The organism is Salmonella sp. NW38 (assembly GCF_051807745.1).
Taxonomy (GTDB): Bacteria; Pseudomonadota; Gammaproteobacteria; order Enterobacterales; family Enterobacteriaceae; genus Salmonella; species Salmonella enterica.
Map to the genome: position 1 here is coordinate 194557 of NZ_JAMMTO010000008.1, position 12971 is coordinate 207527.

Consider the following 12971-nt stretch of genomic DNA (forward strand, 5'->3'; position numbering starts at 1 on the left):
AGCGGATACTAAAAATGGCGATGCCGCCCGGGCAGCCCTCCTCTTCACCTTTATTCACAGTAACTCAAAAAACGCTGCAACGCGTTAGAAAGATGTTTCTGCCGATGATGAACACGCCACAACGTGCGCACCAGGCGCGGTAACGGCACCGCGACTTCGCCCAGGGTTCCCGCCTGGAGTTGTTCAGCAATCACCCGGCGCGATAAACAGCTTATCCCCAGTCCGTGACGCACCGCATGTTTGATCGCTTCTGAATTCCCCAACTCCATCGCCATATGAAAGCGCGGCAAGTGCGACAACAGCAAATAATCGACAATTTCCCGCGTACCGGAACCGCGCTCGCGTAAAATCCATGGGGATGCCGCAAGCTGTTCCAGCGTCACCGGCCCCTGCGTCAGCGGCGAGGACGGCGCGGCAAAGACCACCAGCTCATCTTCCAGCCACGGCTCAGAGATAATCTCTGTACTGTGACATGGTCCTTCAATCAGGCCGATATCAACCCGAAAATCCAGCACCGCGTTAATCACGTCCTGGCTGTTTCCCACGCTGAGTTCCAGCGGCAAGGCCGGATAATGCTGGCGATAGCGGGCAATCATGGCGGGTAAAATGTAATTGCCGATGGTGCTACTGGCATAAACCCGTATCGCGCCGTTATCTTCACGAAATAGCTGCTCAATTTCTACCGCTTGCTCCAGCAATGCCAGCGCGCGCGGGTATAACAAGCGCCCATGTTCGTTGACCACCAGCCGTTTCCCCACCCGATCAAACAACTGTACGCCGAGCTGACCTTCCAGATCGGTGAGCGCGGCGCTAACGGCGGACTGCGATAATGACAGCATGACCGACGCCTGGGTTGTTGAACCGCTTTTCAGTACTTCAGCAAACACTTCAAGTTGTCGTAGCGTAATATGCATAGTCGTATCCCACCGATAGCGTTTCACTTACCACTTATAAAGATTAATTATAAATATATAATCAATTTTATTTTTAAACCAGATCACCGTAACCTTATTGTCCATATACAGGAGAAGGTTATGACAGAACTCACCTTGCAGAATCATCGTCGTACAATGTGGCATTTTATACCGGGGCTCGCTCTGAGCGCCGTCATTACAGGAGTCGCCCTGTGGGGCGGCGCTATCCCTGCCGTTGCAGGCGCGGGGTTCAGCGCCCTGACCCTGGCTATCCTGCTGGGTATGGTTATCGGGAATACCGTCTATCCACAAATATGGAAACAATGCGACGGCGGCGTGCTGTTTGCAAAACAACATCTGCTGCGTTTAGGGATTATCCTTTACGGCTTCCGCCTTACCTTTTCACAAATCGCCGATGTGGGCATTAGCGGTATTGTGATTGACGTATTAACGCTTTCCAGCACGTTCATGCTGGCCTGCTTCTTAGGCCAAAAAGTCTTTGGTCTGGACAGGCACACCAGTTGGCTGATTGGCGCCGGTAGCAGTATCTGCGGCGCGGCGGCGGTACTGGCGACAGAACCGGTGGTAAAAGCGGAAGCCAGTAAGGTTACTGTAGCCGTCGCGACTGTCGTTATTTTCGGCACCATCGCTATTTTCCTTTACCCGGTAATGTATCCGCTGCTGGCGCACTGGTTCAGCCCGGAAACTTACGGCATCTATATCGGCTCAACCATGCATGAAGTCGCGCAAGTGGTCGCAGCGGGTCACGCCGTTAGCCCGGATGCGGAAAATGCGGCAGTTATCGCTAAGATGCTGCGTGTCATGATGCTGGCGCCGTTCCTGATCATTCTGGCAGCACGCGTTAAACAGCTTTCCCCGGCGACCGGCGCGGAAAAAAGCAAAATTACCATTCCGTGGTTTGCTATTTTCTTCATCGTAGTGGCGATCTTCAACTCTTTCCACCTGCTGCCGAAAGCCGTGGTGGATATGCTGGTGACGCTGGACACGGTACTGCTGGCGATGGCGATGGCGGCGTTGGGTCTGACCACTCACGTTAGCGCATTGAAAAAAGCGGGGGCGAAACCGCTGCTGATGGCGCTGGCATTATTCGCCTGGCTGATTATTGGCGGTGGCGCCATTAACGTCCTAATCCATAGCCTTATCGCATAAATTATTACGTTTCACGCCTGTTAACCCGTTATCATAGCGTTCGTAATGAACCGTTAGCGGGTTTAACAGGAGTCTTTTATGAAATACATCGGAGCGCACGTCAGCGCTGCTGGCGGTCTGGCTAACGCCCCTGCCCGCGCGGCTGAAATTGGCGCAACGGCCTTTGCGCTTTTCACAAAAAACCAGCGTCAGTGGCGTGCCGCCCCCCTTACTCCCCAGGTCATTGATGACTTTAAAATCGCCTGTGAAAAGTATCATTTCTCGGCGGCGCAAATTCTTCCCCACGATAGTTACCTGATTAATCTGGGCCATCCGGTCAGTGAAGCACTGGAAAAATCACGTGATGCCTTTCTCGATGAAATGCAACGCTGTGAACAACTCGGCTTAACCTTGCTTAATTTTCATCCCGGTAGCCATTTGATGCAGATTGCACAGGAGGATTGCCTGGCGCGGATCGCGGAATCCATCAATATTGCCCTCGCGCAGACCGAGGGCGTTACGGCGGTTATCGAAAATACAGCCGGTCAGGGCAGTAATCTGGGGTTTGAGTTTGAACAGTTAGCCGCCATCATCGACGGCGTGGAAGATAAGTCGCGCGTTGGCGTCTGTATCGATACCTGCCATGCCTTTGCCGCCGGATATGATCTGCGTACGCCAGAGGCGTGCGAAAAAACGTTCGCCGGATTCGGGAAAATTGTCGGATTTCAGTATTTGCGCGGAATGCACCTGAACGACGCCAAAAGCGCCTTCGGTAGCCGCGTTGACCGCCATCACAGTCTGGGTGAAGGCAATATCGGCCACGATGCGTTTCGTTGGATTATGCAGGATGCGCGTTTTGACGGTATTCCGCTGATACTGGAGACCATCAATCCTGATATCTGGGCGGAAGAGATTGCGTGGTTAAAAGCCCAGCAAATTGCCGAAGCGGTGGCCTGACGCGCAATGTTCTTCAGGCAATAAAAAAGGCAGAGCGCGCTCTGCCTTTTTTAGCGTGTTTCTCTTACGCCGCTTTTGCCGCGACTTCCGTCTCCGGACGTTTCAGGACGGCATAAGCCAGCCCTGCCACCAGCGTACCGGCCACAATTGCCAGCAGGTATCCCAATACCGGCGTAATTGCGCCTGGGATAAGCAGAACAAACAGACCGCCATGCGGCGCCATCAATTTTGCGCCTACCGCCATAGAAATAGCCCCGGTCAACGCGCCGCCAACGATACAGCACGGCAGTACACGCATCGGGTCGCGCGCCGCAAACGGAATAGCGCCTTCAGTGATAAAGCACAGCCCCAGCACCAACGCCGCTTTACCGCCTTCCTGCTGCGCTTTGTCGAACTTACGACGCGCCACCATCGTCGCCAGACCCAGCGCTAACGGCGGTACCATACCTGCGGCCATGATCGCCGCCATCGGCGCGTAAGTTTGCGTACTCAGCAGACCAACGCCAAACGCATACGCCGCTTTGTTCACCGGGCCGCCCATGTCGGTACACATCATCCCGCCGAGAATCGCGCCCAGCAGCACCGCATTTGCCGTCCCCATCGTTTGCAGCCAGTGGGTGAGCCCTTCCAGAATCCCGGCAACCGGTTTACCGATCAGGTAAATCATCGCCAGCCCCACCACCAGACTGGAAATTAACGGGATGATCAGGATTGGCTTCAGCGCTTCCATACTTTGCGGAAGTTTCAGTTTGGTACTGATAAGCTTCGCCATATACCCGGCAAGGAAGCCGGCAATGATCCCGCCGATAAAACCGGAACCGGTGCTAACCGCCAGCATACCGCCAATCAGACCTGGCGTAAGGCCTGGGCGATCCGCGATGGAGAAAGCGATATAACCCGCCAGTACCGGCACCATCAGCGCAAACGCCGAACCGCCGCCAATCTGCATCAGCGCCGCCGCCAGCGTGTCCGGCACCTTAAAGGCTTCAATACCAAAGGCGAAGGAAAGCGCGATACACAGTCCCCCGGCAACCACCATAGGCAGCATGTAAGAAACGCCCGTCAACAGATGCCGGTATGCGCCAGCGCTCTCTTTCTTCCCTTCGGTCGCCGCTTGCGATGCCTTACCCGCCGGTTGATACGGCGTTGCTTCCGCTACGGCTTTATCCAGCTCCTGCGCCGTCTTTTTCAGCGCCAGGCCGGTCGACGTGCGGTACATCGGGAGACCGGCAAACTTCGCCAGATCCACTTCGATATCCGCCGCCACAATCACTAAATCCGCTTCCGCCACCTCTTCCGGGGTGATGGCATTGCCGGCCCCCACGGAGCCGCGCGTTTCGACTTTTACCCACCAGCCGCGTTTTTTCGCTTCGGTTTCAATGGCTTCAGCCGCCATAAAAGTATGGGCGACGCCGGTCGGGCAGGCCGTTACCGCGACCACGCGTTTCGGACCGCCGCTCGCCGCAGGAGCAACCGCAGCAGGAGCGCTGTAAGGGGTCGCATGGCTTTTGGCTTCACTCAGAAACAGTTCCGGATGCGCGACGGCGCGACCAATATCCCCCAGCCAAACCTTTTTGCCGTTCAGAGCATTGTCGTTCGGCAGAGATTCGCCCAGCACGATCGCCAGCTCAGCATCATTCGGATTGTCGATAATTTCCAGATTTGCTTTATGCGCCGCCGATCCAAGCAGGGTTTTCGCCATGTAAGCGCGAGCCTGGCCGAGATTAGCGTCAATTATCAGCAGCGTTTTCATTATGCCTCTCCTGCTGTCAGTTAAACGGTTGTAAGTCGACACGCGCCATCATTGCGGCCAACTGAGGACGATCGGTAATACCCACATTGCTCTGGCTGACCGCCAGCGCGGCAACCGCCGTCGCCAGACGCAGCGTATGTTCGCTGGACTCGCGCATCAGCAGGCCGTAAATCAATCCGCCAACCATGGAATCGCCTGCGCCGACGGTACTTACCACGTCAACTGCCGGTGGTTTAGCGATCCATTCTCCTGAGGCGTTAACCCACAGCGCGCCTTCCGCCCCCAGCGAAATCACCACATGGGCGATACCCTGTTCGCGTAACGCGTGCGCCGCATCAATCACATCTTTCATTTCCGGGAGCTTACGACCCGCCCAAATTTCCAGTTCGCGGCGATTCGGTTTCACCAGCCACGGCGCAGCTTTAAGACCGGCGACTAACGCTTCACGGCTACTATCAAAGATAATGCATGGACACTGGCTGCGCAGACGCGTCATCCAGTCGGTGAACGCTTCCGGACTCACGCCAGCCGGTAAGCTACCGCTGACGCAGACCATATCGAACTGACCCAGCCAGCTCAGGGAGTCGTTAACAAAGCGTTCCCAGTCTGCGGGGGTCACGTCAAAGCCGGAAAAGTTGAAGTCGGTCACTTCGCCATCTTTTTCCGTCAGCTTCACGTTGATGCGGGTCCGGCCCTGAACCACCTGAAAGCGGTTAGCGATGCCCAGTTCGCTGAACAATTGCTGAAAACCGTCCTGGTTATCTTTACCGAGAAAACCGCCGACGGTGACGTCGATGCCTAAGTCTTTCAGCACCTTGGCAACGTTAATGCCTTTGCCCGCCGCGTGCAGACCCGTGGTTTTCACCAGGTTCACTTCGCCGCGTTCGATTTCAGGGCAAAACCCAACCAGATCGTAAGCCGGATTAAGGGTAATGGTGGCAACACGCCTGCTCATTATGCGCCCTCCCCGAGACCGGCGGCGATCGCATCGCCAATCGCTTTCAGCGCCTGTTCAGCATCTTCACCCTGCGCGGTAAAGCGCAGACGATGGCCTTTCTTCACGCCTAATGCCACCACTTTCATCAGACTACGTCCGTTTGCCGGTTTGCCGGTTCCATCAAGGTTTGTCACGGTAATTTCACTGTTAAATTGTTTAATCGTATTCACCAGCATGGTGCCCGGACGGGCATGGAGACCATGCTCATTACGCACTACAAATTCCGCGCTCAGTACGTCATCCGTCAGCGCATCATCACTGGTCAGCAACGCCAGCAGCGTCGCGGCGTCGGCGCTCAGCAGACGATCGGCTTTATTGTTCAGCAACAGGTCGCCGAGGCGTTTTAGCACGGCAATCGGCTGCTCGTCGTTCATCGCGACAGTGACTAATAAGGCTGCTTTTTCACCCTCTACGTCAAACGCCTGAGTCGCACGGCTTACCGCAACAGCGCTGCGCAAATTGCCTTCCGCGCTGTCGTTCAGCCAGATACCTTGTCCCAGATTCATCGGACTGTCGTTAATCGTTTTTGCGACGAATGCCGCATCAACCGCTCCCGCCTCTTTCAGACGCGCCGCATTTAGCGCCTGCAATGTGACCAGCGAGCTGGCGATGACATCCAGCGTCATCGTCTCGTTATCAAGTTTTAATTGTTCACTTTGCTTCTCGCCCATCAGCAATGCGCGCAGCTCTTCCGCCGTTGTCGCGGATTTCAGCTGTTCAGCCACGGAGTCATCGCTCAGCACATGCGTCAACTGACGCAGCAGGCCGAGGTGTTCGTCCGAACTGGCGGCAATACCAATCGCCACATAGGCGACCTGGCCTTCTCCCCAGGTAACGCCCTGCGGGAATTGAAAGACCTGGACGCCGGTTTTCAGCACCTGATCGCGCGTGTCTGTTGTGCCATGGGGAATCGCAATACCATTGCCAAGAAAGGTCGAGGTTTGCTGTTCGCGCGCCAGCATACCGTCAACATAGCCGCCCGCCACATTCCCCGCCTGCGCTAACGCGGCGGCGATTTGCCGAATGGCCTCTTCTTTATTTCCGGCCTGCTCGCCCGGATGAATGTCCTGAACCGATAACTGGAACATGTGTCTCCTCTCCTGCTGAATTGAAACGATTCAGCCACTATGAGAAAAAAAGCGCCAATCTGAGTTATCAAAAAAAACCAAATCGCGCTGAAACGTTTCAAGAAGTCTGGATCTTTCTGCTTCAGCACGCAAGAAAAGTTACCGGTTTTGTAGCAATTTTTTGAGGTGAAGCACATTTTTTCTCCAACAGCCCCTCAATAGCTGACGCATAAAAGGCTTCAGCTTTTTTCTTTCAGCTTGCGTCAGCACGCCCTGGTAACAAATTGGAATGCTATTTTGATTTTTCGTGTCGATTTTGATTCAGACGCCTGTTTATTTTCTGACGGGCAGCGTAAACTCCGCCTCTCTTCACACCACTGATATAGAAACATGCACAACAGTCCCGCCGCCGCTGCGCCTAAATCATTTGACCTGACGTCTACCGCCTTTTTGATCGTCGCTTTTCTCACCGGTATTGCCGGTGCGTTACAGACGCCGACGCTCAGTATTTTTCTGACGGATGAGGTTCACGCCCGTCCCGGCATGGTGGGATTCTTTTTTACCGGCAGCGCGGTTATCGGCATTATCGTGAGCCAGTTTCTGGCGGGTCGCTCAGATAAAAAAGGCGATCGCAAAAAACTGATCGTTTTCTGTTGCGTGCTGGGCATGTTGGCCTGCGTGTTGTTTGCCTGGAACCGCAACTACTTTATTTTGCTGTTCATCGGCGTCTTTCTCAGTAGCTTCGGCTCTACCGCCAACCCGCAGATGTTTGCGCTGGCCCGTGAACATGCCGATCGTACAGGTCGTGAAGCGGTGATGTTCAGCTCAATCCTCCGCGCCCAGGTCTCATTGGCCTGGGTCATTGGGCCGCCGCTGGCCTATGCGCTGGCGATGGGTTTTAGCTTTACGGTGATGTATTTGAGCGCGGCGGTAGCTTTTATCGTCTGCAGCGTCATGGTGTGGTTCTTTTTACCGTCAATGCGCAAAGATGCGCCGCTGGCAACCGGTACGCTGGAAGCACCGCGTCGTAATCGCCGCGATACGCTGTTGTTGTTTGTCATCTGTACGTTAATGTGGGGAACTAACAGCCTGTATATCATTAATATGCCGCTGTTTATCATCAATGAGCTGCATCTTCCGGAAAAACTTGCAGGCGTGATGATGGGCACCGCCGCCGGGCTGGAGATTCCCACAATGCTGATTGCAGGTTACTTCGCCAAACGGTTGGGAAAACGCCTGTTAATGTGCATCGCCGTTGTCGCCGGACTGTGCTTTTATGCGGGTATGTTGCTGGCGCACGCACCGGCGACGTTGCTCGGCTTGCAGTTGCTGAACGCGATTTACATCGGCATTCTTGGCGGGATTGGCATGCTCTATTTTCAGGATCTCATGCCAGGCCAGGCGGGTTCAGCCACCACGCTGTATACCAATACCATTCGCGTCGGCTGGATCATTGCCGGTTCGCTGGCGGGAATCGCTGCAGAAATCTGGAATTATCATGCGGTCTTCTGGTTTGCGTTAGTTATGATTGTCGCCACCATGTTCTGCCTGACGCGTATTAAAGATGTTTAACTTGCAAGCCTGATACTTTTACTCTTCGACACATTTCAGCGCAGAGTTTATCTCTGCGCAATGTTCATGCGCGGTCATTCATTGTCTTTTTCTCAATACGATATTCTGTTAGCGCCCTCCTACATAAAAGACCGGTTATTGAGAAAATTACGCCCATCAGTCCGCAAAGGACTAACACCAGCCGCATCTTATATTTTGGTGTAACAGCAACATCTATCACTTCAATGTTAGCATTATTTTTAACCGCCTCCGACAACAATGATAGCTTTGCATATGTTTCCGTTTTTAACATATTTTTATGCACGCCATAACGTTTAATGTCACCATCATCGATATACCATGCTGCCATTTTATCGACACTATTTTTCAGGGTGGAAATAATATTATTGACGCTTTCTTCCCTCCCCTGCGCCTTAAAAAAGACAAGCTGATTTTTCACGTCAAAACTTATTTTATTTTTATAGTCCGCAGGCAAGAAACGGCTAAACTGGTTAAGTATAACCGTTGTTTTACATTGAATATCATTAGCATAGCCACATAACGCATAGGTAGCAGGCGTATCCAGATTAGGTTTGATTGTCATACTCACAACCTTTGTATCATGCTGCACGCTCACAAAAACATAGCCAATGGCAACAAAAATAAAGGTAGCGATCACGATACTTAGCCATTTTCTTATAAGGAATAAGGAAACGTCGACTAAATCAATTTCACTATTTTCTCCCCGCATTTCACATCCCTTTTAAAACGCTAATAGTCAACCCGAATACTGAAATAACAAAAAGCAACACCAGCGTAAAAATAAACGCCCTGGCTGCGAACGTATATTTCTTCATAAGATAAAACCCACACATAAGAATTCGAGTATTTTAAAGGAAAATAACAACACATTCACACTGGTTATATCGATCGGTAAATACATCAATGATAGATATAAACTATCAAATTCACGATATCGATCGTTATAAATAATTAAAATCGATCAAAACCCCTCTTTTTAATAGATAGAAACTATCATATAAATAAAATTGATCGTTTTTGTTTTGTGTGACGGTTTATTCGGTACACGCTCAGTCACCAACGGGGTTGAGCGGCGACATCTACCGCTTCAGAAGCCACGAAATAAGGGAAGTATGTATTACGCTATTTAATGGTAAAAGGAGGTAATTTGATGCGCAGCTTTTTCAGACTATTTCGGGATATAACATAAGCCCCTACGCATTTATCAAAAGCGGCTTAGCTCATGGTAAAGTTTTCTGTTCGAGTTCCAGCAAATAAATAATGGCCTCTTCCCGGGTCGTTAAACACATGTCCCCTGTCGGTTGCAAACCAGAGCACACTTTTGGGCGTAAAGGCGAGCCAAAGATAAGGCACAAGTTATCTTCCGAAAGCTGCGCGCATCTGGTATTCATCGGCTTGCCATTCGGCATTCCGGGTATCGGCGACGAAATTGAAGGCGCAATACAGCAAGCGCCACAACCGCTACGACAGTCCATGCTCAACCCCTCTATTTATAACCAAATGAAAGATAACAGAATTTGTCCAAAGAAAAATCCAGATTTAAAATGTGGACGTCATCATGATCAGGCCTGCCCTCAGACATTCCGAAGACAAGGCTGGAAACAGAAGGGACAACACAGCACACTTCCCCCCTCCGGGCGACATGCCATCGCGTATTCTCGTTGAACGCGGAGCGGAAAGCGGGCGAACAGTATCACCTTTTTTGCACCAGCAAAAGTGACAATTCCACTTGCCTGGACGGCCCGGCGCGAGTAGTTTTACGCGATATTTTAGATAATCTCTACAACAGGATCTCCTCGATGCCAAGAGCGAACGAAATCAAAAAAGGTATGGTACTGAACTACAACGGCAAATTGCTGATTGTGAAAGATATCGACATTCAGTCGCCTACCGCCCGTGGCGCCGCCACACTGTATAAAATGCGTTTTTCTGATGTCCGCACCGGTCTGAAAGTGGAAGAACGTTTTAAAGGCGACGATATCGTTGATACCGTCACCCTGAGCCGTCGCGGCGTTGACTTTTCTTATGTCGATGGCAACGAATATGTGTTCATGGATAAAGAAGACTATACGCCGTATACCTTCATCAAAGATCAGATTGAAGAAGAGTTGCTGTTTATGCCTGAAGGCGGAATGCCGGATATGCAGGTTCTGACCTGGGACGGCCAACTGCTGGCGCTAGAGCTTCCGCAGACCGTGGATCTGGAAATCGTCGAAACCGCGCCGGGTATTAAAGGAGCGTCCGCCAGCGCACGTAACAAACCCGCGACATTAAGCACCGGTCTGGTGATTCAGGTTCCCGAATACCTGAGCGCAGGTGAGAAAATCCGCATTCATATCGAAGAGCGCCGTTATATGGGGCGCGCGGATTAAGTTTCGCATTTTTCGGCTGCGCCCTGGGGCGCAGCCTGACCCTTTTCTTTATTGACTGTTCTGCGCCAGGAAAGAGAAACGTTAAAAATTTAACATTTTCTGCTCTTAAGATGGCAGAAGCACGACTTCGTCAACTCAGCGCTTCTCTTTTTCACGTTTATTCGCCAGGATTATTAAAGTTGTTATGTTGTATCAATATTCTGGAGCTGACGTGACCAAAACCAATCTTATTACTGGATTTCTCGGTAGCGGAAAAACCACCTCTATCCTTCATTTATTAGCCCATAAAGATCCGGCTGAAAAGTGGGCCGTCCTGGTCAATGAATTTGGCGAAGTGGGTATTGACGGCGCGCTGCTTGCCGACAGCGGCGCACTGCTAAAAGAGATCCCCGGCGGCTGCATGTGCTGCGTCAACGGATTGCCTATGCAGGTGGGGCTCAACACGCTGCTACGCCAGGGCAAACCTGACCGGTTGCTGATTGAACCAACCGGACTGGGGCACCCAAAACAGATTCTGGATTTATTAACTGCGCCGGTTTATGAGCCGTGGATTGATTTACGCGCTACGCTCTGCATCCTTGACCCTCGCCTGCTACTGGACCAACAGAGCGTCGCCAATGAAAATTTCCGCGATCAGCTCGCCTCAGCCGATATTATCATCGCCAATAAGACCGATCGCGCCACGGCGCAGAGCGATGCCGCCCTGCAACAGTGGTGGCGACAGTACGGCGGCGATCGTCAACTGATTCATGCCGAACATGGACAGATAGACGGTAAGCTTCTGGATTTACCGCGACAAAATCTGGCGGAACTGCCAGCCAGCGCCGCGCATTCTCACACTCATGCCAGTAAAAAAGGACTCGCCGCGCTAAATCTGCCCGCACAGCAGCGCTGGCGACGCAGCCTCAATAGCGGACAAGGTCATCAGGCCTGCGGCTGGATTTTCGATGCCGATACCGTGTTTGACACCATTGGCCTACTCGAATGGGCGCGTCTGGCGCCGGTGGGCCGGGTGAAAGGCGTTATGCGCATACAAGAGGGGCTGGTACGCATCAATCGCCAGGGCGATGACCTGCACATCGAAACACAGAGTGTCGCGCCGCCGGATAGCCGGGTTGAACTTATCTCAAACACAGAAACCGACTGGAATACGTTACAGACGGCCTTGTTGAAGCTTCGTTTAGCGACGCACGCGTAAGGTTGCCACCGTTTAAAAACTATGGCGAAATGACGATGAAAACCCGCTATTCCTTGATAATTCTGCTTAATGCCGCCGGTCTGGCGCTGTTTTTGTCATGGTATCTCCCCGTCAATCACGGTTTCTGGTTCACCATTGATTCCGGCATATTCCACTTCTTTAACCAGAAACTGGTGGAAAGCCACGCGTTCCTCTGGTGGGTCGCTATTACCAATAATCGGGCGTTTGATGGGTGTTCGCTGCTGGCGATGGGCGGACTGATGCTCAGTTTCTGGCTAAAAGAAGACGCGTCGGGTCGGCGGCGCATTGTGATAATCGGATTGGTCATGCTGCTAACAGCGGTGGTGCTTAACCAACTCGGTCAGGCGCTGATCCCCGTCAAGCGCGCCAGCCCAACGCTCTCTTTTGAGCATATTTATCGCGTCAGCGAGTTGCTGCACATCCCGACAAAAGACGCGTCAAAAGACAGTTTCCCAGGCGATCACGGTATGATGCTGCTGATATTTTCCGCCTTTATGCTGCGTTATTTCGGCAAAACGGCGGGGATTATCGCCCTTATTATATTTGTGGTTTTCGCGTTTCCGCGCGTTATGATTGGCGCTCACTGGTTCACCGATATTGTGGTCGGGTCGCTCACGGTTATTTTGATTGGCCTCCCCTGGTGGCTGATGACCCCGCTCAGCGACCGGGCGATAGCGCTTTTTGAGAATTATCTCCCGGGCGGAAATAAACAAATTTTAAACAAATAACCCATGTAATTAACATTACCTTCAGCGATAGTTTTACATCGTTGAAGGTAATTTATGATGATATTCCCCCAGCCCATCATTTTTCGGTCATATTATTCCTCTGCAAAATGAACAGGTTGCACGATTTTTAAACGATCTGCGCTTAATTTGACCCGTGCTGATAGTTCACTTTTCGTATCATAAATTCTTATAAAAAATCACGCGAAATCGCTCGCAATGACA

13 protein-coding genes are annotated in these 12971 nt (G+C 52.1%); 6 read left to right on the top strand and 7 right to left on the bottom strand.

What is annotated here, in order from left to right; all coding sequences use genetic code 11:
- Positions 1–50: 50 nt before the first annotated feature.
- Entirely contained in the window at positions 51–914 is an 864-nt protein-coding gene (yieE, locus tag NA624_RS15515; protein ID WP_000548316.1) for a DNA-binding transcriptional regulator YeiE, read from the bottom strand.
- A 120-nt stretch (positions 915–1034) separates the two neighbouring features.
- Here yieE and NA624_RS15520 point away from each other — a divergent pair, with 120 nt between their 5' ends.
- Positions 1035–2084 (top strand): YeiH family protein, encoded by a 1050-nt coding sequence (locus NA624_RS15520; RefSeq protein WP_000137967.1) that lies wholly within the window; start codon positions 1035–1037, stop codon positions 2082–2084.
- Positions 2085–2162: 78 nt separating this feature from the next.
- Positions 2163–3020 carry a deoxyribonuclease IV gene (gene nfo / locus NA624_RS15525; RefSeq protein WP_000873912.1) on the top strand — a complete coding sequence of 286 codons (858 nt, stop codon included), beginning with the start codon at positions 2163–2165 and terminating at the stop codon, positions 3018–3020.
- A 64-nt stretch (positions 3021–3084) separates the two neighbouring features.
- On the opposite strand, the gene fruA is transcribed toward nfo, so the two are convergent.
- The 3 genes from fruA to fruB are packed head-to-tail and all read right to left on the bottom strand — an operon-like array spanning position 3085 to position 6858.
- A complete protein-coding gene (fruA, locus tag NA624_RS15530; RefSeq protein ID WP_000854488.1) occupies positions 3085–4773 on the bottom strand; it encodes a PTS fructose transporter subunit IIBC in 1689 nt (562 codons plus the stop codon).
- Between the two features lie 16 nt (positions 4774–4789).
- Positions 4790–5728 (bottom strand): 1-phosphofructokinase, encoded by a 939-nt coding sequence (gene fruK, locus NA624_RS15535; RefSeq protein WP_000091249.1) that lies wholly within the window; start codon positions 5726–5728, stop codon positions 4790–4792.
- The gene (fruB, locus tag NA624_RS15540) at positions 5728–6858 is read right to left on the bottom strand and encodes a fused PTS fructose transporter subunit IIA/HPr protein (RefSeq protein WP_000487287.1); all 1131 of its coding nucleotides are present in this window, start codon (positions 6856–6858) and stop codon (positions 5728–5730) included. The genes fruK and fruB overlap by 1 nt, the downstream gene beginning before the upstream one ends.
- 369 nt (positions 6859–7227) lie before the next feature.
- On the opposite strand from fruB, the gene setB reads away from it, so the two are divergent.
- Entirely contained in the window at positions 7228–8409 is a 1182-nt protein-coding gene (gene setB, locus NA624_RS15545; RefSeq protein ID WP_000551943.1) for a sugar efflux transporter SetB, read from the top strand.
- A gap of 64 nt (positions 8410–8473) precedes the next feature.
- On the opposite strand, the gene NA624_RS15550 is transcribed toward setB, so the two are convergent.
- The 3 genes from NA624_RS15550 to NA624_RS15560 form a co-directional block, all read right to left on the bottom strand.
- Positions 8474–9139, bottom strand: coding sequence for a GNVR domain-containing protein (locus NA624_RS15550; RefSeq protein WP_001213892.1), 666 nt, complete (start codon positions 9137–9139; stop codon positions 8474–8476).
- Between the two features lies 1 nt (position 9140).
- Positions 9141–9263: a membrane protein gene (locus NA624_RS15555; RefSeq protein ID WP_001519564.1), complete on the bottom strand. Its 123-nt coding sequence runs from the start codon at positions 9261–9263 to the stop codon at positions 9141–9143.
- A gap of 387 nt (positions 9264–9650) precedes the next feature.
- A complete protein-coding gene (locus NA624_RS15560; RefSeq protein WP_001528509.1) occupies positions 9651–9905 on the bottom strand; it encodes a YkgJ family cysteine cluster protein in 255 nt (84 codons plus the stop codon).
- Between the two features lie 324 nt (positions 9906–10229).
- Between NA624_RS15560 and yeiP the strand changes: the two genes are divergently transcribed.
- The 3 genes from yeiP (at position 10230) to NA624_RS15575 (ending at position 12749) form a co-directional block, all read left to right on the top strand.
- Positions 10230–10802, top strand: a complete 573-nt coding sequence (gene yeiP / locus NA624_RS15565) for an elongation factor P-like protein YeiP (protein WP_001136821.1) — start codon at positions 10230–10232, stop codon at positions 10800–10802.
- 211 nt (positions 10803–11013) lie between these two features.
- Positions 11014–12000, top strand: a complete 987-nt coding sequence (locus NA624_RS15570; protein ID WP_000169350.1) for a CobW family GTP-binding protein — start codon at positions 11014–11016, stop codon at positions 11998–12000.
- A gap of 29 nt (positions 12001–12029) precedes the next feature.
- The gene (locus NA624_RS15575; RefSeq protein WP_000178091.1) at positions 12030–12749 is read left to right on the top strand and encodes a phosphatase PAP2 family protein; all 720 of its coding nucleotides are present in this window, start codon (positions 12030–12032) and stop codon (positions 12747–12749) included.
- Positions 12750–12971 lie beyond the last annotated feature (222 nt).

Excerpts from the sequence above, each read along its gene's own strand:
- fruB (WP_000487287.1), bottom strand. The coding sequence starts at position 6,858 with ATGTTCCAGTTATCGGTTCAGGACATTCATCCGGGCGAGCAGGCCGGA.
- NA624_RS15575 (WP_000178091.1), top strand. The coding sequence starts at position 12,030 with ATGACGATGAAAACCCGCTATTCCTTGATAATTCTGCTTAATGCCGCC.
- fruK (WP_000091249.1), bottom strand. The coding sequence starts at position 5,728 with ATGAGCAGGCGTGTTGCCACCATTACCCTTAATCCGGCTTACGATCTG.
- NA624_RS15560 (WP_001528509.1), bottom strand. The coding sequence starts at position 9,905 with ATGGACTGTCGTAGCGGTTGTGGCGCTTGCTGTATTGCGCCTTCAATT.
- NA624_RS15550 (WP_001213892.1), bottom strand. The coding sequence starts at position 9,139 with ATGCGGGGAGAAAATAGTGAAATTGATTTAGTCGACGTTTCCTTATTC.
- fruA (WP_000854488.1), bottom strand. The coding sequence starts at position 4,773 with ATGAAAACGCTGCTGATAATTGACGCTAATCTCGGCCAGGCTCGCGCT.
- nfo (WP_000873912.1), top strand. The coding sequence starts at position 2,163 with ATGAAATACATCGGAGCGCACGTCAGCGCTGCTGGCGGTCTGGCTAAC.
- yeiP (WP_001136821.1), top strand. The coding sequence starts at position 10,230 with ATGCCAAGAGCGAACGAAATCAAAAAAGGTATGGTACTGAACTACAAC.
- setB (WP_000551943.1), top strand. The coding sequence starts at position 7,228 with ATGCACAACAGTCCCGCCGCCGCTGCGCCTAAATCATTTGACCTGACG.
- yieE (WP_000548316.1), bottom strand. The coding sequence starts at position 914 with ATGCATATTACGCTACGACAACTTGAAGTGTTTGCTGAAGTACTGAAA.
- NA624_RS15520 (WP_000137967.1), top strand. The coding sequence starts at position 1,035 with ATGACAGAACTCACCTTGCAGAATCATCGTCGTACAATGTGGCATTTT.
- NA624_RS15555 (WP_001519564.1), bottom strand. The coding sequence starts at position 9,263 with ATGTGTGGGTTTTATCTTATGAAGAAATATACGTTCGCAGCCAGGGCG.